Origin of the sequence: Streptomyces sp. NPDC001933 (genome assembly GCF_042890955.1) — a bacterium.
GTDB lineage: Bacteria > Actinomycetota > Actinomycetes > Streptomycetales > Streptomycetaceae > Streptomyces.
In genome coordinates this window covers 20,269-39,203 of sequence record NZ_JBIASS010000025.1, presented here as the reverse complement: position 1 = coordinate 39,203, position 18,935 = coordinate 20,269, and the positions used below count along the sequence as shown (strand labels likewise).

Below are 18,935 nucleotides of genomic sequence, written 5' to 3'. Positions count from 1 at the left end.
TCCGTTGCAGCTTCACCACGCGTCCAACCGCGACGACCACCACCCGGCGCACCTACACGGTCACAGCACCCGTCGTGCACGGACAGGACCGGCCACCCCGGTGACCGACCGGACCGAAACGGGATCACAAGCGCGTCACCAAATCCGGTCCGGTTCGTCCGCCGTCCGCCTGCACCGAAGCCCCTGTCCTCGGCATACCGGCCCGTTCTCCTCTCCCCCGCGCAGAGCCGAACGCGGGAAGCGGTGCCGTCACGGCTGGAAACCCGGCAGGGCCGGAGTGGTGGAACGGCCGTTCCCAGCACTGACACCGCGGTCGGCCTGTACGTACCGCCGCTCCAGCCGGGTGCCGCGTGCTGCGGTTGAGCACGATGATGGGCTCACCCTTGCCCAGGACCAGGTTCAGCACCTTGACACCGGCGTCCGCCGCCTGCGCGGTCGGTACGGCGAACGCCCCCAGGGCGAGCGTTCCAACGACCACGATCACAACCGCGAAGCACATCCGCCTGCACGCATACGCAACTTCTCATGGGCGAGGGACCGATGGAATTCCGGCGAGATAGGACTGAATCACCGCAGGGCCATCAGCCCCCGAGCGAATGCCGGTTCGAGAGGCCCGGGCCGATGCGATTCGGCTTGGGGGGTCGACTCCGGACCCGGTTGGCGAAACGCCGGTGAGCGGTGGGCTTCAAAATCCCGAAGCACGGCGACATCGACCGGGCCCGAACCACGCCCCAGACTCTCGGCGGTCATGACATACCCCACACACTGGAAGTTTAATTTTCAACATATTTACCAGTAGTGTCGTCATGTCTCATTGCGGCCCGTATCGCCGGGCCGCTGTCGCACGACAGCGGCCCGGTCATCGCGGCGAGGGCATCACCGTTCCGGGCCGCAGGGCCGCCGAGCGCTCCGTGAAAGGGGTACGCAGGCGGCTGCCGATCGGATGAACGGCGCAGCGCCGTCCCGGATGAAGGATGAAGCAGGAGCCGAGAGCATGACAGCACACGCCCTGGCGCGAGGTCAGGCCGTCGCCGTGTGGTGGCGGAACGCGGGCCGGGCATGGTGGCCGCCGCGAGTCGTCCGGTCGGTACGGCCTGCGGCGATTCGATCCGCGACGACACGACCGGCAGTGGTACGGACCGTCAAGGTCCTGATCGCGGCCCTCCTGGCCTGGCAGGCCGCTTCGTGGTGGTTGCCGGGGGAGCAGCGGTATCTCGCCGTGGCCACCTCGCTGGCCATGGTCAGCGCCCCCACTGTCTACCGGTCGGTGACGCAGGCGCTGCGCAGCGTGGCCGCCCGGGCGGCCGGGCTGGTGGTGGCCGTGGCCGTCGTGTGGCTGCTGGGCCCGGCCGCGGGGAGTGCCGCCGCCATCCCGGCGATCGCGCTGGTCGTTGCCGGGCGGCGGGGTTCGGACGGCCGTCTGCAGGTCGCCTCGACGGCGGTGCTGGCCCTGGCCGCGGCGACGGCCGTTCCCGTGGGCCATGTGATCGCGCTGACCCTGGCGGCGTTGACCGGAGCGGTGGTGGGGGTCGCGGTGAACGCCCTTGTTCTGCCGCCAGTGCACCTGAGCGCCTCCGATTCCGCGGTGCGCGGTCTGGCCGTGGCCATGGGAGAACTGCTCGTCGACATGGGCCGGGGGCTGAGGGACCGGCAGCACGCCGACCGCGCGGACACCTGGCTGGAGAGGGGCAGGCGCCTGGAGGACCTGGCGGTGCGGGCGCACGAGGACGTTCGTGAGAGCCAGGAGAGCCTGCGCTGGAACACGCGGTGCGTCGCAGTACGCGGACGACGCGAGCCCTCGGGCCACGGCGAGGCCCTGCGCGCTCTGCACCGGATCACCTTCCAGGTCCGCGGCATCGCCCGGACGCTGGCCGACACCGTCGACGACCACCGCCCGGGGCAGATGTTCCTCGACCACTACGCGGCGACCCTGCAGGCGGCGGGCGAGGCGGTGACATGCTTCGCCGTCCCCGGCCCGTCCGAGAGCCCGGCCGAGAACGAAGCCCGCGAGCGACTGCGCCGGGCCATCGACGACGCAGCCCAGTGGCACACGATGATGACCCGCGAGATCGAGCACGGCACCCTGACCGAGCCCGGTGCCTGGCACGTATACGGATCACTGATGACCGACGCCGAACGCCTGCTCGCCGACCTCGACCGCGCACCCCGCCCCACCGTGACCCCGCAGACCTCCCGCCTGTAGACAGAAACGGTTCCCAACCACCGGGCCCCGCTATCGGTAGCTTCGGACCTCGAGTGTGCGGAATGGGGCTGTGATCCGGCTCTGCTGCGCTTCACACCCCGTTGGCTGGGTGGCTTCATGCTGCACCCGCGGAGGCTGTCCCGGCGGCCTGCTCGGGTGGTTTCGCACCGGGGAGCTCACGAAGATCTTCCTCTACTTCGCCAAAACCCGGTTCCGGGACGGGCGGGGCTCGCCGCCCGATTTCTGGGCCGCCATGGCTACGGCTGGCGAACAAGGACGGAGCAGACCAGGCAGGGGTAATGGCAGGGCTGGAACGTTGCCGCACGCAGGCTGCTGCCGTCGGCGCGAAGTAGGGTCATGATCGACGGGCAGCCTCCGCTGCGTAGGCGGTCCTGACGGCTCCGGCGGCCCAACGCTCGGCAGTCATGGGGCTGATGCCGAGCAGGCGCCGAAGGACCGCTCGTGGCAGCTGCGTGCAGAGGTCGAGCAGGGCCGCGCATCGTCCCGATTCCGTGGAGAGCCCGATGTCACGGGGCCGTGTCGGTAGGTTCAGATATTTGATCGTGCGGCAGACGCGGGCGGGGCGTACACAACTCGGCTGTACCGCAGGAGGCGCAGAGTGGCCCAGCGCCCCAAGCAGGCACGCCGAATCCTGTCGCAACACCCGCGTTCACCCCTTACCGTCACCGCATGGCCACCGAGGACGAGAGCCCAAGTCAGCCCGACATCGCCGCGATGCTCACCGACCAGACCCGTGCCTGCAAGGCGGCACGCGACGCCATCGCCGCCGGCGGCCAGGTGATGGTCTGGGACAACGAGGCTCCCCATTGGATGGTCGCCGGCATCGCTGCGACGAGGCTGAGGCGGTCGTTGAAGATCGGCCTGACGACCCTCGGCCTCGACGAGACCGTTGAGATCCTGGCTCAGCACCGCGACAAACAGTTGCGCACCGGCATCATCGACGCAGCAGACCGGTCGTGGCACTTCACACTGTACTTCGACGCCACTGGGACCGAGCTCCTGGCGTGCAGCGGCGTCAAACGCGAGCCGCCTTCAAAGAAGGTCCAGCTGTAGAGGCCGCCACCCGTGTTCACCGCAGACGCCGGGAGCCGGGCAACTCCCTGCAGGACCGCTGCAGATCATCGTCGGTCATGTCGTCCCCGTCCTCGGACCAGAGCCGCGTGGTCCAGCGGCCTGCGAGCCCTTCGAGTTCGGCAGAGCTCGCGTTGGCCGGCGCCCGGGTCAGCCGCTTCGACAGAGCGAACACCTCGACACCATCGTTCAAGGGGGCGGTGCCCCACTCCGGCCACGCCCACCCTAGGAAACTCAACCGGCGGAGTCTCGGCCGAAGGCTGCTCGAAGTACATGTCCCACTCGGCGATGGCAGGCAAAGGCTGCCCGGCGAACCGAAAATAAGAGTTTCGAGAATCCTCCGGGCAGCCTTCACGAACACAGGGCCCGTCCGGTCACTACTTGATGCAGACAGAAATACGCCGATGCCGAAATCGTCGGCCCTCAGGCCCACGCGTGCGCATCCAAAGAGTCTCCCGAGAGGATTCCCATCATGAAGGTCGTAGTCATTGGCGGCACCGGACTCATCGGCTCAAAGCTGGTCGCCAAGCTCGACGAGCACGGCCACCAGGCAGTGCCGGCCGCGCCCAGTACCGGCGTCAACACGCTGACCGGGGAGGGCCTCGCCGAAGTCCTCAAGGGCACCCAGGTGGTGGTGGACGTGTCCAACTCCCCCTCGTTCGCAGACGACGCCGTCATGGAGTTCTTCCGTACCTCGACCGCCAATCTCCTCAAGGCGGAGGCCGAGGCCGGTGTGACCCACCACGTCGCCCTGTCGGTGGTCGGCACCGAGCGCCTCCAGGAGAGCGGGTACTTCCGTGCGAAGCAGGCGCAGGAGGGGCTGATCAAGGCGTCCGGGATTCCGTACTCCATCGTCCACGCCACGCAGTTCTTCGAGTTCATGAACGGCATCGCCGACGAGGCCACCGACGGCGACACCCTACGTCTGGCCCCGGTCAAGATCCAGCCCATCCACTCCGACGACGTGGCCGACGCGGTGGGCCGCACAGCTCTCGGCGCCCCCGTCAACGGGGTGGTGGAGGTGGCGGGCCCCGACACCTTCCGATTGGACGAGATCATCCGCAAGCGCCTCGTGGCGGAGAACGACCCGCGCACCGTCGTGACCGATCCGCACGCCACGTACTTCGGTACCGAACTGGAGGAGACCACGCTCCTGCCCGGCCCCGGCGCGCAGACCGCCGGCACCCGCTTCAGCGACTGGCTCACCCAGCAGGCATGAGCTCCCGTGGCATGCCCCGGCACAGGGGCATGCCCCCCTTCGACATTCCGGCTCAGGAAATTCCGGCCGCGACCACGGCGGCGGCTGGTTCGGCGGGGCCTTGCCGAACGACCGCGGCGAAGAGCACAGCAGCCGGGCGATGCGGGAGCCCGGAACCGGGAGAGAAACCCAATCGCAAGCGCGCGGCTGCCTGCGCCTTCGACACCGCCGCCGTCCTGCGCCAGCCGCACGCCGTACGGGTCCACTTCCGCGGCACGCATCGCGGTGACTTGGAAGGCCCTGGTCCGCGGTGGGCACTAGCCATGAGGGCGGACCATTACGTAACATATTGTTATATAAATGCTACTTTGAGTGCATGAACGATCCTGGCCACACTCGTGCCTCGTGGCGGGCGGGCCGCGCGGGTGGTGGTCGGCCGGGTCGATACCCCGAGGTTCCGTTGCCGCTACCGCCCCTTTGCTGCGCATCGGCTTCCCCACCACATGGTGATGGTGGTACATGCCGCACCGGCGGAGAGTGCCCCGGCCCCGGACAGGAGCGGCAGCATGTCGCCACCAGTGCCTTTGACATGGAGTCCGACATGACTACGCCCAAGGACCTACTGATCGCTGCCTTGGACCTCGCAGCCGACCGTCCCGTCGAACAGGGCGACCTCTCGCTGGCCCTCGCGGGGGCGGAACTCACCGACCTCGTCAACGCCGGCGCCGTCACCCTTGACGGCGATCGCATCGTGCCCGGCCCGCAGCAGGCCATGGGCGATCGACTGCTGGACATGGCTGTGTCGTCGCTCGACCAGGAGGCGCCGTACGAGTCCGTCGAGGACTGGCTGTGGCGGCGAGGCCGCGGCCTGGCCGAGACCTATCGCGCCGCACTGGAGGCGGAAGGGACGATCACCCGGCAACGGCACCGCTGGATTCCCCGCAGGTTCGACCGGACAGCGCCGGCCGAGTCACCGTCCCGTCGCCACGCGGTCGAGCGCTGGACGTCCGGCGAGCCCGCCCTCGCCGGCTTCGCGGCTGCCGTGGGGGTCCACGACGAGCCGGCCGACGACTTCGAGGGTCCCGGTGCCGACGCGCTCGTCACTGTGCTGGCCGCCGTAAACGAAGCAGTGACGGAACTCGCAGCCGTACGGCAACGACGGCAGATCGAGCAGGCGGCCTTCGACAACATCTGGCGAGAGCCGTGACCGGGATGCGGGGCGGTGAGTTCTTCGATGCACAAGCACCAGGACCGCTCGACTCGCAGCAGCCATTCACTCGGCGGGGCCCTGGGAACAAGACCGGTCCAGAAAGGGACCGGCTCCGATCAGCGACCCCAGCGGTGAAACCAACCGCGAACCGCCGAAGATCACCGTCTGGAACGGTCCGGGAAAGCCGCCGGACAGAGGAGCCGTAGACCCTGTCTTGGAACTACTCGACGATCCGGGCGGAACTGCGTAACGGGGTCCTCTGGGCCACGATCGACAATCCCCCGATCAACCTGATCGACGAACGATTCGTAGCCGACCTGATCGCGTTGCTCGACGACACCGAGGCCCAGGGCGGTGTGCGGGTCGTCGTCTTCCGCAGTGGGGACTCCGACTTCTTCATCTCGCACGTGGACCTTGAGCGGATCGCCGAGTACACGGCGGTGGCGGCGACGTCCGGCGGGCCCGACGACAGCAGCCTCGGCACGCTGTTCCGCAGGCTCAGTGAGACGCGCCCCGTGACGATCGCGGTCCTCGAAGGCCGGGCTCGCGGCGCCGGTGCGGAGTTGCTGTATGCGTGCGACATGCGGTTCGCGTCCGCTGAGCGTGCGGTGATCGGCCAGCCGGAGGTGGGCACGGGCGTCTTCCCCGGCGCGGGCGCGGTGCAGCAGCTCGTGCGGCTCGCCGGCCGCGGCCAGGCCATGCAGGTGATCCTGGGGTCCGAGGACCTCGACGCGCGCGAGGCCGAACGCATCGGCGTGGTCAACAAGGCTCTGCCGGACGAGGAGTTGATCTCCTACGTCGAGCGCCTCGCCGAGCGCATCGCCAGATTCCCGGAGGCGGCCGTGCGGCTGGCCAAGCGCCGGATCAACGCGGCGGGTCTCCCGCCCAAGGAGGATGTCCAGGTCGACGCAGCCCAGTTCCAGGTCCTGGCACGTGACCCTGCTGGCGCAGCCCGGGTCGGCGCCCTCATGCGGCGCGGGCTGCAAAAGCGTTCCCGCACCGAACTCGAGTACGGCGCGGTGCTCGGGGAGCTGTGAGCGCGATGGGACAGATAGGCCGCCGATCGCCAATCGGCCCACAGTCCGGGCTCGGCACATGGCTCGGCAAGGTCCGCAAACGCGTCAGCGAGCTCGCCGAGCAGTGCCGAGCGGACCCGATGCCGTGTCCGCCGGCAGCGGGACCGCGTCGTACGCCGTCGCATCAGGATCAACAAGGCTCCTGGACGGCCGGGAGCTGTCCTGCGGGAGCAACGGCGAACCCGAAGAACCGTGGGCTCACCCGCTGGGCCCGCCGGTTGGGGGGAAGCACGTATGCAGCGGCTCGCCGGGCCGTGAACAGCTGCTGCTCGTACAGTCGGGCAGGTGTGCCCTGACAGGACGGTGCTCATGGGACAGGCCTTGCGGTCACTTCGTACGTTCCGCGGGGCCAACCCGCCCGTTGGTCCAGAATCTCCAGACCGCGGCCTCCGCCTGGCCCGGGGGGCGCGATCGCCGGGATGGAGGTGTTGCGCTCATTCCAGAACCAGCACATGCAGCCGTATCAGCTTCCGTCTGCGTGCCCGGCCCTCTGGACCTGACCGATCCGCAGCTGTACGAGCACGCCCTGGCCGTCCACCAGGCACAGGGAAGGGCGATCGAGGAGCTGCTGATCGCTGCCGTGTCCTCGGGGGAACTCCGGGCCGGAACAGATACGGCAGCCCTGGCCGGGGCCGTCCAGGCGATCATCGCCGGTGCGGGCCTGACCTGGGCGCTGGACCGTCAGGGCATGCTGCCGCAGCGACTCCGACGAGAAATCAACACCCTTGTGTCGCCTCACATCCCGCCCAGCGAGAGCTCCGATTTGGAGGAATCATGAGAAGTGCCAAACAGCCGCTGGCCGGGAAGGTTGCCCTGGTCGCGGGAGGCACCCGGGGCGGCGGGCGCGGAATAGCCGTTGAACTCGGGGCGGCGGGCGCCATCGTGTACGTCACCGACCGCAGCAGCAGAGCCGGACGATCCGATCTTGAACGTCCGGAGACCATCGAGGAGACCGCCGAGCAGATCACGGCCGCCGGTGGTACCGGAATTGCCGTACGCACCGACCACAGCCGCCCAGAGGATGTCCGTGCTCTGGTCGACCGGATCGCGGCACAGCAGAACGGCCGGCTCGACATTCTGGTCAACTCCGTGTGGGGCGGCGACCCGCTGACCGACTGGGAGCACCCCTTGTGGGAGCAGGACCTGGACACCGGGCTGCGGCTGCTCCGGCAGGCGGTGGAGACCCATGTGATCACCAGCCGGTTCGCGCTTCCGCTGATGGTGGCCCGTAGGAGCGGTCTGGTGGTGGAGGTCACCGATGGCAACACCGCCCGGTACCGGGGCTCCTTCTTCTACGACCTCGCGAAGTCCGCCGTGATCCGCCTCGCCGTGGCCCAGGCTGCGGAGCTGGAGCAGCATGGCGTCGCGGCGGTGGCCATCACTCCCGGTTTCCTACGCTCGGAGGCGATGCTGGAGGGCTTCGGTGTCACCGAGGCCAACTGGCGTGACGGCGCGGCCAAGGACCCCAATTTCGCCCACTCCGAAACCCCCACCTACCTGGGACGGGCCGTCGCCGCCCTGGCCGCGGACCCGGACATCATGACCAGGACCGGGCAGGCCCTGGCCACCTGGGGCCTGTACAAGGAGTACGGGTTCACCGATGCGGACGGCAGCCAACCAGACTGGCCAGCTCATTGGGCCAATGCCCTGGAAGAGGAGCTTGGGCCGCTCGGGGATCCGCTGTAACTCCTGCGGGTTTCTCGCATCAGGCGCGAGCGACGGGAGCCGCAGCCGGTGAGGTCCAGTACGGCGCCGGGGCGGCAGATGGCGGAACGAGACAGATGCCGGACGCCGCCGAGTTCGGCCGCAAGCCGCACGGAGCCGAGTGCGGCGAGTCCGACCTCTGCCGGGTCCTCTTCGGCAAGGCCGAGATCGCCACGTGCGGCCCTTGAGCGGTAGCGCCCCACCGTCCGGCGCGCGACACCCAGTCACTCGGACAGGGCCTTGGTCGGCCTCTGCATCCGCAGCGCGATTGAGCCCTGCGGCGGGCTTCATTCGAGGACGCTGTACTCGCCGGCCGTCCAGTCCGCGAAGAGGGTCATCGCCTTTTCGGTCTCTGTGCGCTCCGGTCCGGTCGAGGTGGCCTGCCACCAGTTCTCGACATGATGGGCGTCGACGAGAACGGATTCCCGGTACCCGTCGAAGTCGCCAGGGTCTTCGGCGACGCCGATGTGGATGGGCGTGTCGTCGGGCAGGTCTTTGATCGCTTCGCGGAGCTGTGCCGCGTTCCAGACGTGCGGGGCGTGGTCAAAGGTATCGGCCATGGGCACAGGATGCAGGAAACGGCTCGGAGTCCTGGTGATGACATGGCTGTATCCCCGGACCAGAGCACTGGTCCGGGGGTACAGGGGCTGGCGTGAAGAAGACGCCGCCGACGGCGAACGAACCCAGCCGCGCCAGACGCCACCGGCCGGCCGGGGTCAGCCGGTGCCAGGTAGGCCCCAGTCTTCGGGAAGGTTGAACAGACGTTGTGCCCGTCGTTCGTTCTCCTGCCGGAGCATGGTGGTCCAAGGCCAGGAGTCTTCGGGCTGGAGACAGGGGCAGACCGTGCGGTGGGCGATCCTGCACCAGGTACCGGGGAGAGGTTCGGCGTCCCACAAGTTCATGGCGGCTCCGTCGGGGGTGATGATCCAGCGCCGGCGCGGGGGAACAGTGTGGGCGGGGACGATGATGCGGGGTTCGAGGAGAACCCAGTGACCGTCGTAGTGGGTGGAATAGCGCTCCTGCGGGAGCTCGCAGAACGGGCAGTCGGGCGGGGCGGGCGGTCGTGGAGCCGTAGCACCTTCGGGGAAGGCGTGGCAGGCGTGGAGGGCGTGGAACGCGCTGTCGGTAGCGTGCGGACCTGACGTGCTTTCGGTATCCCCCATGGTTCTCAGGGTCCGGACGGGCCATCAAAGCGGGTAGGGCGCGATCCAGCCATGCGAAGTGGGGAAATATGGGATCAATGTGATGTGGAGCGCCTTGTGAGGCGTACATCGGCGCAGAGGTTTCGCGGTGTCAGGCTGAACCGGCATACGCAATGGCCGGCACGGTGAGCGTGTGCGTGTCGTGGCCAAGAAGGATGACGGCGGTGCCGTGCCCCTGGGCAACAGTACGGATGCTGCCGCCGTCCTGTCCGTACGGCTCGGAACGGACGAGCGGGTCTTTCAGGGCCGGCAGGTCACGTGGCACCCTGGCCGTGGTCCTGGGACTGATCTCGACCACGGTCTGCCCGCCCGGCCCGCTCGTGGTGGGGCCTGCGTCTCGGTGGATGTCCACGGTCACATCCCGGCGGCCACCGTCACCTGCAGCGCCCCGCACCCGCGCGGCCAGGAGTTCGCCGCGCTGCGTTCGGGTCCTGGCGCTGGATGCCGTACCTGGGCCCGCGACAACAGCGGCTTGAATCCGGTGAGGTATCGAGGAGCCCGGTCGGAAGTCAACGTCAGTGCGTGATGTCGTCGATCAGATCGCGTGCGCCCTGGTGCAGCAGGCTGACGGCTACGGAGGTACCGAGGGTGGCGGGGTCGAGGGGGCCGGCCCATTCGTGGGCGATGAGGACGGTCTTGTCGTCGGGTGTGAAGACCTCAGCCCGTAGGGGCAGTTCGCCGTTGCCTTCGACATGGGTGTATCCGGCGATGGGCTGTTGCAGTGGCCTTGGAGTACGTGGAGGAACATCCGCTCGGCGGTGGTCTCACGGTGTGCGGCGGGGTGGGCTGGTGGGATGCGGCCGACTGGGCGATGCGTCGTACGGAGGAGGTTCCGATCCGGGTGCCGACCGCAGGGTCCCGTCTTCATCAATGTCTTGAACGGCCCGTACAGGGCTGTGTGGATGGCGAGACCGGAGTTCACGCCTACGTCCCGCGGCCCGGCGTCGTGGAGCGCGTACGTACCGTTCGGACCGATCCATCGAGCACCGAGGTGGGCAAGACGACGTCCGCGCCGACCTCAGCGCGCTGCACGGCCATCTGCTGCATCGCATGAAAAGTCGCGGTGAGGTCGATCTCTCCGGTCGGGGTGCGCAGCGCGCACTGCCCGTGGTCAGGCCTATGGGAAGGTGAGCGTTCTGGTGATTTCCTGATCCGCTTCACCCCTCATGACCGGCCCCCGCCCTTCCCCGGGCCCGGGCCCGCCTTCCCGGAGTCCGGACCCGATTGCGGACCGAGGTCCGCATGCAGGATTCGGAAGAACGTCTCGGCGTCCAGGCCGGTCGGTTCCTGGGCCCATCCGTCGGCGAAGCACAGATCGACGCACCCGTACCGTTCGGCGTCCAGGACCAGCATGAAGAGGTTCCCGCCCGCGTCGAAGCAGAAGGGCAGCGCGTCGACGCGCCCGTCGTGGCGCAAGTCCATGTCCTCGATCAGTGTCTCCATGGGCAGCGCGCCGCGGACGATCGCGTTGAAGCCGTGAATCCCCAGCGAGTTCGAGGCCTCCGCGGGAAACCACCCGCCGTTGCTCACCCGGTAGTGCCGCCGGAACGATTGCGGCAGGGGCCGGCCCACGAACCGCTCGAAGGCGTCGAGTTCGTCATCCGTTACAGGTTGCTCCCCCTGTTCCAGTTCCATGGCTCCATTCTGCGACGGACCCCGGCCACGGTCGCAGCGGCCCGTCCCCAAGGCGTGCAGCGTCTCCTTCATTGGCGGGATGACGGCCGCACGCCTCCCCGCCCACCGGCAGGGCGGTTCCCCTCGGAGCTCTGGCACGCCACAGGTTCATCTGGACTCATATCGACAGGAAGGAGCTGGAACGCCCATCGCCCATCGACCTCATGCAAAGCCCTAATCCCTGCGGCTCGTAGCGGAGGCAATGCCCAGCCAGGTGTGGCGGTTGCCCCACCAGCACCAGCCGACCTTCGGGGCGTCGCGTCGCTCGCGGCCGTCTCGACCTGTGCCGTTGCTGATCCAGATCGCCGGGGTGCGGGCATCCATGGTGCCGTTGGCCTTGCGCAGCCGGGAGCCGACGGTCATGAAGCAGCGGTTGCGCTCAAGGACCGCCGGCTGCTGCAGCACCCAATGGATGCCTTCGGTGAGCAGCAGCGGGGTGCGGTCCGCCTTGGTGAGCGCGGGCAGCGCCTCGTCGGGGCTCCAATTGGTCATGTGGTCGCCGCGGTCGAGGCCGGCGATGAGGTAGAGAGGAGCGTCGGGCAGTTCGACGGCGCAGGGGGCGAACCTGTCGACGTCGAACATGTCGGAGACGACGAAGCCGGACTTGCCGTCACGGCGGATCAGCGGTGCCAGGACCGACGCGGGGGCTCGGTCCGGGTGGACGGCGAGGAGCGTGTCACCGTCTCCGTGGCCGGCGTTTTCGGCGAAAGTGCGCAGGTCGTCGGCGGGTAGCCGCGCAACCTTGTGCACCCCGAGCTCGATCAGGCGTTCTGCCTGGGTGGCGAGCGGCGGGAGAGGGGACGCGGTGACGGTGGACGCGGTGTCGGACAAGGCACTCCTTCGGTTCACGGTTCGGGGCAGTGGGCCTGAGGTCAGAACGAGACGGCCCACCGGACTGTTCCCTGCGTGGCGGTGCTGCGACAGGCGACGCCCTCGGAATCGTGTAACGCAACTTCATTGGCCTGTGAAGCCCAGTGGCCTCGGGCGGTCGAGGGCGGACCAGTCCGCAGTCTCCGCCTTCGAGCGTCATCGTCTCCAGCACCCTGGACCACCCGCACCCACGCACCCACGCACCCGACTGGATTCGCGGTGGGTGCTGTTGCCATGCTTCCAGGTCTCGACGGCTCACCATGACGGATTCCCCTGGCCATGACCATTGATCTGACGTATCGTCAGCTCTCGTGCAAGCCCCCGCTGAGCCCCGCCGGAGGCCCTCGTGCCCGAACGCCCCGTAGCCCTCGACGAATACCCCGTGCACCAAGTACCGCTCTCCATGCGGTACATCGCCACCAGCGACCGCAACGCCTACGACCGCTGCATCTTCCACGTCTTCGACCACGCCGGCCGCGCCCTGCTCGTCCTGGGCCTGGGCGTCTACCCCAACACCGGCGTGATCGACGCCTTCGCCACGCTTCGTCTGGGCGACGAACTCCTCGCCGTCCGCGCCTCCGACGCCCTCTCCGAGGACCGGATGCGGATGGAGGTCGGCCCGCTCCGCATCACCGTCGACGAGCCGCTGAAGCGCTTCACGCTGCACTGCGCCGCCGACCCGGCCGACCCCGACGGCCTGTCGTACGATCTCAGCTGGCAGGGGGCCTTCGAGCCGCTGTGGGAGCCACACCACACGATGCGCCGCGGCAACCGCCTCACTCTGGAAGGCCGCCGCTTCGTTCAGGCCGGCACGGTGACCGGCGTGATCCGCGCGAAGGGCGAGGAGATCACCGTCACCGCCGACGAGTGGACCGGCACACGCGACCGCAGTTGGGGCGTGCGGCCCATCCCCGGCGAGGACGGCGGACGCGCGGGGCAGGAGCACGTCCCTGAGGGCTTCCACTGGCTGTGGTGCCCCGTCCGGTTCGACGACCGGTTCCTGATGGTGATCGTCCAGGAGGAGCCCGACGGCTACCGCACCCTCAGCGACGCCGTCGAGGTACGCGGCGGCCGCCCCGACACCCAACTGGGCTGGCCTCAGCCGGACATCACGTACCGCTCCGGTACCCGCCACCCCGAACGCGCGGTCATTCATCTCGCCGACCGCAATCGCAAGGACATCGAGCTCACCGCGGAGATCCTGATTTCCTCCCCGCTGGCCGTCGGCGCAGGCTACCCACCCGCTGACGACTGGAGCCACGGGACGTGGCACGGCCGTGACTGGATCGACCGACGCAGCTATGACCTCGCCAACCTGTCTGCGCACCCCATGGCCGTATTCGGCGTCACTGAACACGCCGCCCGCTTCACCCTCGACGGCGCCACCGGCTACGGGATCTTCGAGCACGGCACGTTCGGCCGCCACGACCCGAGCGGCTTCACCGGCTACGACTCGGTGGCGCCCTGACGTACGGAGACCTCGTATGGCTGCAAACCCCGAAGCACCCCGGATCCGGCGTACCACCCGCGACCCGGAGGAACTCACCCGCCGGCTCGCAGCCTGGCTGGCCGCCGTCCACCCCGGAGCCCGCCCGACGGCCGTCATCGTGCCGGACTCCAACGGCATGTCGAGCGAGACCCTGCTCTTCGACATCGAGCAGGACGGAACCGCCGCGCCGCCCCCCGTCCGCCGCTGCGTCCTGCGCCTGGCCGCGGACCCGAACGCGTACACCGTCTTCCCCTTCTACGACATGACCCGCCAGTACAGGGTGATGCGCCTCGTCGCCGCGCACACCGACCTGCCGGTGCCCGCCGTGCACTGGCTGGAGACCGACCCCGCCCACCTCGGCGCGGAGTTCTTCGTGATGGAGCGCGTCGAGGGGCGTGTGCCGCCGGACGTCATGCCGTACACCTACGAGGGCAATTGGCTGCACGCCGCCACGGACGCCGAGCGCGAACAGCTGGAGCACGCCAGTGTCTCCATCCTGGCGCGACTGCATGACCAGGTGCCTGTGTCGGAGGCGGGATTCCTCGCAGGGCGGGGAAGCGGCAGCCCATTGCGGCGGCATGTCGAGGACCTGCAGACGTACTACGGCTGGGTCGTCGACGGCCGGCCGCGTTCACCCGTCATCGAGGCCGCCTTCGCCCGGCTGGAGGAGCTGTGGCCGGCCGACGAGGGCGAGACCGTGGTGAGCTGGGGCGACGCGCGGATCGGCAACATCATCTATGACGGCTTCGAGCCCACCGCCGTCCTCGACTGGGAGATGGCCGCCCTCGGGCCACGGGAGCTGGACCTCGCGTGGGCGATCTACCTGCACCATTTCTTCCATGACCTCACAGTCGCACTGGGTCAGGAGGGACTGCCGGGGTTCTTCCAACGGGCCGCGGTGGAGGAGCGGTACGCGAAGCTCACCGGGTACACACCGCGGGACATGGACTTCCACACGCTCTACGCCTGCCTTCGGCACGCGATCGTGATGCTGCGAGTCGGCTACCGGCAGATCCACTTCGGCGAGGTCGCGGCGCCGACCGCCACCGATGACCTGGTCATGAACCGGGCGGCGCTGAAGGCCATGACGGAGGGCCGCTACTGGTAGTGGGCATCATTCAGTGCCCAGGCGTGCTGGATACCCTGCCCAGGCACACTGGTTACCCTCTCGGTATGAAGATCATAGTGGGAAGCCTCGCCGTCGGCGTGGGCTTTGGGGCGGCCACCTCACTCGTGAACGCGCTCTCGTCGCCATATGCGGATCTAGGAATGCCTCTCACAGGCACCGTCTGGGCCAAGGCTGCCAAGGTGCTCAGCCTGCTGGTGGACGCAGGCTGGTCCTGGGCCGCACTGGCGGTGGCGATGGGCTGGCTGGCCGGGACATGGGTCCGGGGTGCGCTGGTCGGGGCCCTGGCGCTGGTCGCTGCCACGGTGGCGTACTACGTGACGGATTCCTTCGTCTCGGGGGCCGACACGGATATGGTCAGCTGGTTGGTGGTGGGTGTGCCGTTCGGGCTGGTCCTTGGTGTGGTGGGTGCAGCCATCAGGCAGCCTGGATTGGTCGGCTTGCTTGCAGCGTTGGTGGTTCCGGTGGGCGCTGCCGTGCAGATGGTCGTGCTGCCGCCTCGGCCGCACCTCACCTTGACTCCGGCGATCGTTCTCGCCGAGGTCATCGTCTGGACGGCCGCTGTGCTCGGTGCCGGCTGCGCTGTCTACCGTTTCCGGGCCGATAGACAAGCTGCGCGATCCGTGCAGTGTGTTCAGTCCGGCTGACAAGCTGACGAGCGGTGCACTACGGAGGTCACGGGCGGGTTGCCGCGGAGTTCTGTCGGATGAGTCGCCTGGTCGTGAGGGTGATCGCAGCCGCGGTGCCCTGCAGCACCTGACGCCGTCGGGGCGTGGTGAGCCTGTGCTTCAGGCCTGGGGTCAGGCTGTGGTGGAGTGGTTGGGAGCGCTGGTGATCTGGTCCCGGACGGCGAGGCGGACGGGCATCTCGGCTCGGTGGTCGGGGCTGCCATCAGGTGGCGGCGGGGTCGGCAGTGGGGTGGGATGCCGCTGAACGCGACCAGGGTTGCTGGGGTGCGCCGACGGAGCAGCGGAAGCTTCTGCGTCGGGCGGCGGAAGAAGCGTCTGGCGGCGGCCTCGTCCCTGCGGCTCCGCAGCAGGAGTGCCCGGTGGCCGGCACCACCGCCCGGTCGCCTTCACTTGTCCGTGTGTCTGTCTTTTTTCCCCCGCACCCGCACCCCTGCTCCCCTGCCCGGACGCCCCTGTCGAACGGCATTGTCAGTGGCGCGCGGTAGCTTCGGAACTGTTCGAGATCACGGGGTGAGAGGGGTGAATTCGTGGGTGTCAGGCATGCGTTGAGCGTCGTCCTGGTCGACGTCAACGACGAGGTGGTGACGGCCTGGCGGTCCGCGTTCGCGGACACGCCGGAGGTCCGGATCGGGCGAGGGTCCCTTCTTGATGTGGACGCCGACGCCTGGGTCTCCCCCACCAACGAGCGTGGCCGGATGGACGGTGGGGTCGACGCCGTCGTCAAGCGGTACCTCGGTGCGGGTATCCAGGTGCGGGTGCAGCGGGCGATCCGCGACCGGTTCGGCGGACGGCTGCCGGTGGGCAGCGCGGTGTGCGTCCCGTCCGGGGCGGACGTACCCCGGTACCTGATCTCGACGCCCACCATGCGCCAGTCGTCGCAGAACGTCAGCGACACGATGAACGTGGCCCTGGCCTGCGCGGCCGCCTTCCAGGCGGTGCATCTGCAGAACCGGGCGAAGCCGGGCAGCATCCGGTCGGTGGCCCTCGTCGGGATGGGCGCGCAGACCGGTCAGGTGCCCGCGAAGGTATGCGCCAACCTGATGTGGACGGGCTACACCCTCTTCCACGACCACGGTTTTGCGGACTACGACGAGTTGCGGGCCGCCGTACTGGGGCAGCTCGACGACATCGAGGGAGCGGGGTCCGCACGGCGGGTCCGGATCAGCGTGCCGCAGCGGCCTTCCTTTCGTCACTGACCCGAAGACCTCGCAGGCCGGTGCCGCCCAGGGCGCAAACACCGGCGACGACTCTGCCGCATCTGTTCAGCATGCCGGGGCGCCCTTGGAGGCTTCCGGTTCGAGTATCGGGAGTTGCACCCTCGTGAGTGATGTCGACGTGACGGCCGCGGGCGATGCCGGATCCCCGGCCGGGGATCCGCTGGGGCTGGCCGACCTGTTCACCGGTGGCGGCGAGCCGTGGCTGCCGCTGCTCGGACCGTTGATCGAGGCGCAGCCGGGAGCCGCCGACTTCATCGGTCCGAAGCGCAGCCCGGAGGTCGTTCCGGTGCGCGAGCTGACGTTCCAGGCGTTGAAGCCGCATCCGCCGGAGAAGTGGAAGGTGGTCGTCTTCGGGCAGAACCCCTATCCGCGGGCGGAGAGCGCGACCGGCATCGCGATGTTCGACAACACCTTCAACGACTGGAAGGACAGTCAGTTCGGCCGGGTCGTCAGCATCCGCTGTCTCATAAAGGCGGCCGCGATGTGGAAGTACGGCATCGTCAAGAAGACCCCGATCGCCGATGTCCGCGCCCTGCTGAAGAAGGAGGGCACGGTTCAGCCGCCCGAGTGGTTCCAGGCGATGCTCACCCAGGGTGTGCTGCTGCTGAACGCGTCCCTCACGGCGAGTGCGGACGGGGCGATGGCAACCGATCGGCACACGTCGTTCTGGCGGCCCGTGGCTGAGCAGATCATCGAGGAGATCCTCCGGGCGAAGCAGGACGCGGTGGAGGAGGACGACCGGGGGGTGGTGTTCGCCTGGTGGGGCGCGCACGCCCGGAGTCTGAAGAGGGTCGTCCAGCGGCTGGAGAAGAAGTACCCGGGGGTGCAGGTCCGTCACCTGGACCACGCCAATCCGGCCGCGCAGGGGGATCTGTTCTGCGAGGGCGACCACTTCGCCCAGGTGAACGACGCCTTGGCGGCGGTGGGGGCCGAGCCGGTCGACTGGCTGCCGCAGAAGGGCTGGGACCAGGGGACGGGCGGGGCCGGCGAGTCGGCGGACGGTGGTGTCGCGCAGCGGATGGGGGCGTTCATCGCGTCCACGATGGAGTTGCACCAGCTGTATCTGGAGCGGCTCACCAGCGTCAAGGACGAGGGCCTCGTCCTGCCTCCCGTCACCGGGGTGTTCGACACGCCGCTGATGGACTTCCGGAAGGCCGTCGAGCCGGTCTCGCGGGTGCTCGCGCACCTGGACCGGCACATCGATCTGTCGAGTCGTTTCGGGGAGACGAAGGCCGCGGAGGCGGCGTCCGCGGGCGCGCTGTCCGGGGAGGCCGCGGGCGCCATGTCGGCCGACGCGATCTCGGCCCTCTACCTGTACACGTGCGAGTCGGGCTTCTACCGCGAGATCAATGCCGTGCTGCGCTCGTCGGACCGCGAGCGCGTGGTGCCGTACCTCCCGTACCTGCGGTTGCTGTTCTCGGCGATAGAGGCGTTGCCGGCGCAGACGCGGCCGCTGTGGCGTGGTGTGGCGCTGGATCTGCGGTCCCAGTACCCGCTGGGGCGGACGGTGACGTGGTGGGGCGTGTCGTCGTGCACGTCCGAGCTGGGTGTGGCACGCGCGTTCCTCGGCGGGCGTGGCCGGCGGACACTCTTCGAGGTGACACCCGCGCGGGCGGTGGGGATCCGGCGGTTCTCCGCGTTCACGGGTGAGGAGGAGTACATCCTCGCGCCGGGGACGCAGCTGAAGGTGACGGAGGTGAAGGCCGAGCGTGGGGGTCTGTGCACCGTACGGCTGACCGAGCTGGAGGGGGCCGGCCAAGTGTCATGACGTCCCCGGGCCAGGCATACTCCCGGGCTGCCGGCCGCGTTCGCGACGGGCATGAACCTCGCCGACGCCGACTTCCTCGATATCCGGCGCGACATCTCGGAAGACGGCGTGCTGCGCAGACGATAGGTGTTCTGGCACAGGCCTGTGGGCCCGTACACGGCGGTGTACGGGCCCACAGGCGGAGTACTGCTTCCGAGTGTGGCCGCCAAGCAGTACCCGATGGGCCGACGGCGTTCCACATCCCTGGAAGGGGAACGGAGTGCCTGACGGCTTGTCAGTACATGTGCTCATGGGTCTCCCGCCGCCGAAGCCATCCCTGCCCCGGACAGGTCACCGACACCGGCGTGCTCCACGACCTCGCCACCCACGGCTTCTCACCGAAGGTGGGCACTGTCATGTTGGCAGCAACTGGCCCGG

General features: G+C 68.8%; 19 protein-coding genes and 1 pseudogene. 12 read left to right on the top strand and 8 right to left on the bottom strand.

The window, feature by feature from the left end; translation table 11 throughout:
* Positions 1-994 precede the first annotated feature (994 nt).
* Both ACFYY7_RS38065 and ACFYY7_RS38060 read left to right on the top strand, forming a co-directional pair.
* Positions 995-2,203, top strand: a complete 1,209-nt coding sequence (locus ACFYY7_RS38065) for a hypothetical protein (protein WP_388668690.1) — start codon at positions 995-997, stop codon at positions 2,201-2,203.
* Positions 2,204-2,893: 690 nt separating this feature from the next.
* The gene (locus ACFYY7_RS38060) at positions 2,894-3,277 is read left to right on the top strand and encodes a hypothetical protein (RefSeq protein WP_388668687.1); all 384 of its coding nucleotides are present in this window, start codon (positions 2,894-2,896) and stop codon (positions 3,275-3,277) included.
* A 16-nt stretch (positions 3,278-3,293) separates the two neighbouring features.
* Here the strand turns inward: ACFYY7_RS38060 and ACFYY7_RS38055 are convergent, their stop codons facing one another.
* Positions 3,294-3,470 carry a hypothetical protein gene (locus tag ACFYY7_RS38055; RefSeq protein WP_388668682.1) on the bottom strand — a complete coding sequence of 59 codons (177 nt, stop codon included), beginning with the start codon at positions 3,468-3,470 and terminating at the stop codon, positions 3,294-3,296.
* Between the two features lie 297 nt (positions 3,471-3,767).
* Here ACFYY7_RS38055 and ACFYY7_RS38050 point away from each other — a divergent pair, with 297 nt between their 5' ends.
* The 5 genes from ACFYY7_RS38050 (at position 3,768) to ACFYY7_RS38030 (ending at position 8,465) form a co-directional block, all read left to right on the top strand.
* Positions 3,768-4,514: an SDR family oxidoreductase gene (locus ACFYY7_RS38050; protein WP_388668679.1), complete on the top strand. Its 747-nt coding sequence runs from the start codon at positions 3,768-3,770 to the stop codon at positions 4,512-4,514.
* Positions 4,515-5,094: 580 nt separating this feature from the next.
* Positions 5,095-5,700 carry a GPP34 family phosphoprotein gene (locus ACFYY7_RS38045; RefSeq protein ID WP_388668676.1) on the top strand — a complete coding sequence of 202 codons (606 nt, stop codon included), beginning with the start codon at positions 5,095-5,097 and terminating at the stop codon, positions 5,698-5,700.
* A 212-nt stretch (positions 5,701-5,912) separates the two neighbouring features.
* Complete coding sequence (locus ACFYY7_RS38040; RefSeq protein ID WP_388668798.1) at positions 5,913-6,740, top strand: enoyl-CoA hydratase/isomerase family protein; 828 nt, start codon at positions 5,913-5,915, stop codon at positions 6,738-6,740.
* A 517-nt stretch (positions 6,741-7,257) separates the two neighbouring features.
* Positions 7,258-7,557, top strand: coding sequence for a TetR family transcriptional regulator C-terminal domain-containing protein (locus ACFYY7_RS38035; protein ID WP_388668673.1), 300 nt, complete (start codon positions 7,258-7,260; stop codon positions 7,555-7,557).
* Positions 7,554-8,465 carry an SDR family oxidoreductase gene (locus ACFYY7_RS38030; protein ID WP_388668670.1) on the top strand — a complete coding sequence of 304 codons (912 nt, stop codon included), beginning with the start codon at positions 7,554-7,556 and terminating at the stop codon, positions 8,463-8,465. The genes ACFYY7_RS38035 and ACFYY7_RS38030 overlap by 4 nt, the downstream gene beginning before the upstream one ends.
* A 305-nt stretch (positions 8,466-8,770) precedes the next feature.
* Here ACFYY7_RS38030 and ACFYY7_RS38025 read toward each other — a convergent pair whose 3' ends face one another.
* The 7 genes and pseudogenes from ACFYY7_RS38025 to ACFYY7_RS37995 all read right to left on the bottom strand — a co-directional run bounded on the left by ACFYY7_RS38025 (position 8,771) and on the right by ACFYY7_RS37995 (position 12,190).
* Positions 8,771-9,043 (bottom strand): DUF6225 family protein, encoded by a 273-nt coding sequence (locus tag ACFYY7_RS38025; protein WP_388668667.1) that lies wholly within the window; start codon positions 9,041-9,043, stop codon positions 8,771-8,773.
* A gap of 156 nt (positions 9,044-9,199) precedes the next feature.
* On the bottom strand, positions 9,200-9,646 hold the full coding sequence (locus ACFYY7_RS38020; RefSeq protein ID WP_388668664.1) for a DUF6083 domain-containing protein: 447 nt from the start codon (positions 9,644-9,646) through the stop codon (positions 9,200-9,202).
* Between the two features lie 130 nt (positions 9,647-9,776).
* Entirely contained in the window at positions 9,777-10,037 is a 261-nt protein-coding gene (locus tag ACFYY7_RS38015; protein WP_388668661.1) for a hypothetical protein, read from the bottom strand.
* Between the two features lie 163 nt (positions 10,038-10,200).
* Positions 10,201-10,466: pseudogene (locus tag ACFYY7_RS38010) on the bottom strand (hydroxymethylbilane synthase); the annotation flags it as partial.
* A gap of 143 nt (positions 10,467-10,609) precedes the next feature.
* Positions 10,610-10,846, bottom strand: coding sequence for a hypothetical protein (locus ACFYY7_RS38005; protein ID WP_388668658.1), 237 nt, complete (start codon positions 10,844-10,846; stop codon positions 10,610-10,612).
* 3 nt (positions 10,847-10,849) lie between these two features.
* Positions 10,850-11,392: an SMI1/KNR4 family protein gene (locus ACFYY7_RS38000; protein ID WP_388668655.1), complete on the bottom strand. Its 543-nt coding sequence runs from the start codon at positions 11,390-11,392 to the stop codon at positions 10,850-10,852.
* 141 nt (positions 11,393-11,533) lie between these two features.
* Positions 11,534-12,190, bottom strand: coding sequence for a DUF5701 family protein (locus ACFYY7_RS37995; protein WP_388668652.1), 657 nt, complete (start codon positions 12,188-12,190; stop codon positions 11,534-11,536).
* A 385-nt stretch (positions 12,191-12,575) separates the two neighbouring features.
* On the opposite strand from ACFYY7_RS37995, the gene ACFYY7_RS37990 reads away from it, so the two are divergent.
* The 5 genes from ACFYY7_RS37990 (at position 12,576) to ACFYY7_RS37970 (ending at position 18,518) form a co-directional block, all read left to right on the top strand.
* Positions 12,576-13,697 (top strand): hypothetical protein, encoded by a 1,122-nt coding sequence (locus ACFYY7_RS37990; protein ID WP_351262802.1) that lies wholly within the window; start codon positions 12,576-12,578, stop codon positions 13,695-13,697.
* Positions 13,698-13,713: 16 nt separating this feature from the next.
* Entirely contained in the window at positions 13,714-14,826 is a 1,113-nt protein-coding gene (locus ACFYY7_RS37985; RefSeq protein ID WP_388668649.1) for a phosphotransferase family protein, read from the top strand.
* A 65-nt stretch (positions 14,827-14,891) separates the two neighbouring features.
* Entirely contained in the window at positions 14,892-15,491 is a 600-nt protein-coding gene (locus tag ACFYY7_RS37980; protein WP_388668646.1) for a DUF6518 family protein, read from the top strand.
* Positions 15,492-16,060: 569 nt separating this feature from the next.
* Entirely contained in the window at positions 16,061-16,729 is a 669-nt protein-coding gene (locus ACFYY7_RS37975; RefSeq protein ID WP_388668643.1) for a macro domain-containing protein, read from the top strand.
* Between the two features lie 124 nt (positions 16,730-16,853).
* On the top strand, positions 16,854-18,518 hold the full coding sequence (locus ACFYY7_RS37970; protein ID WP_388668640.1) for an ADP-ribosyltransferase domain-containing protein: 1,665 nt from the start codon (positions 16,854-16,856) through the stop codon (positions 18,516-18,518).
* Positions 18,519-18,935: the final 417 nt, after the last annotated feature.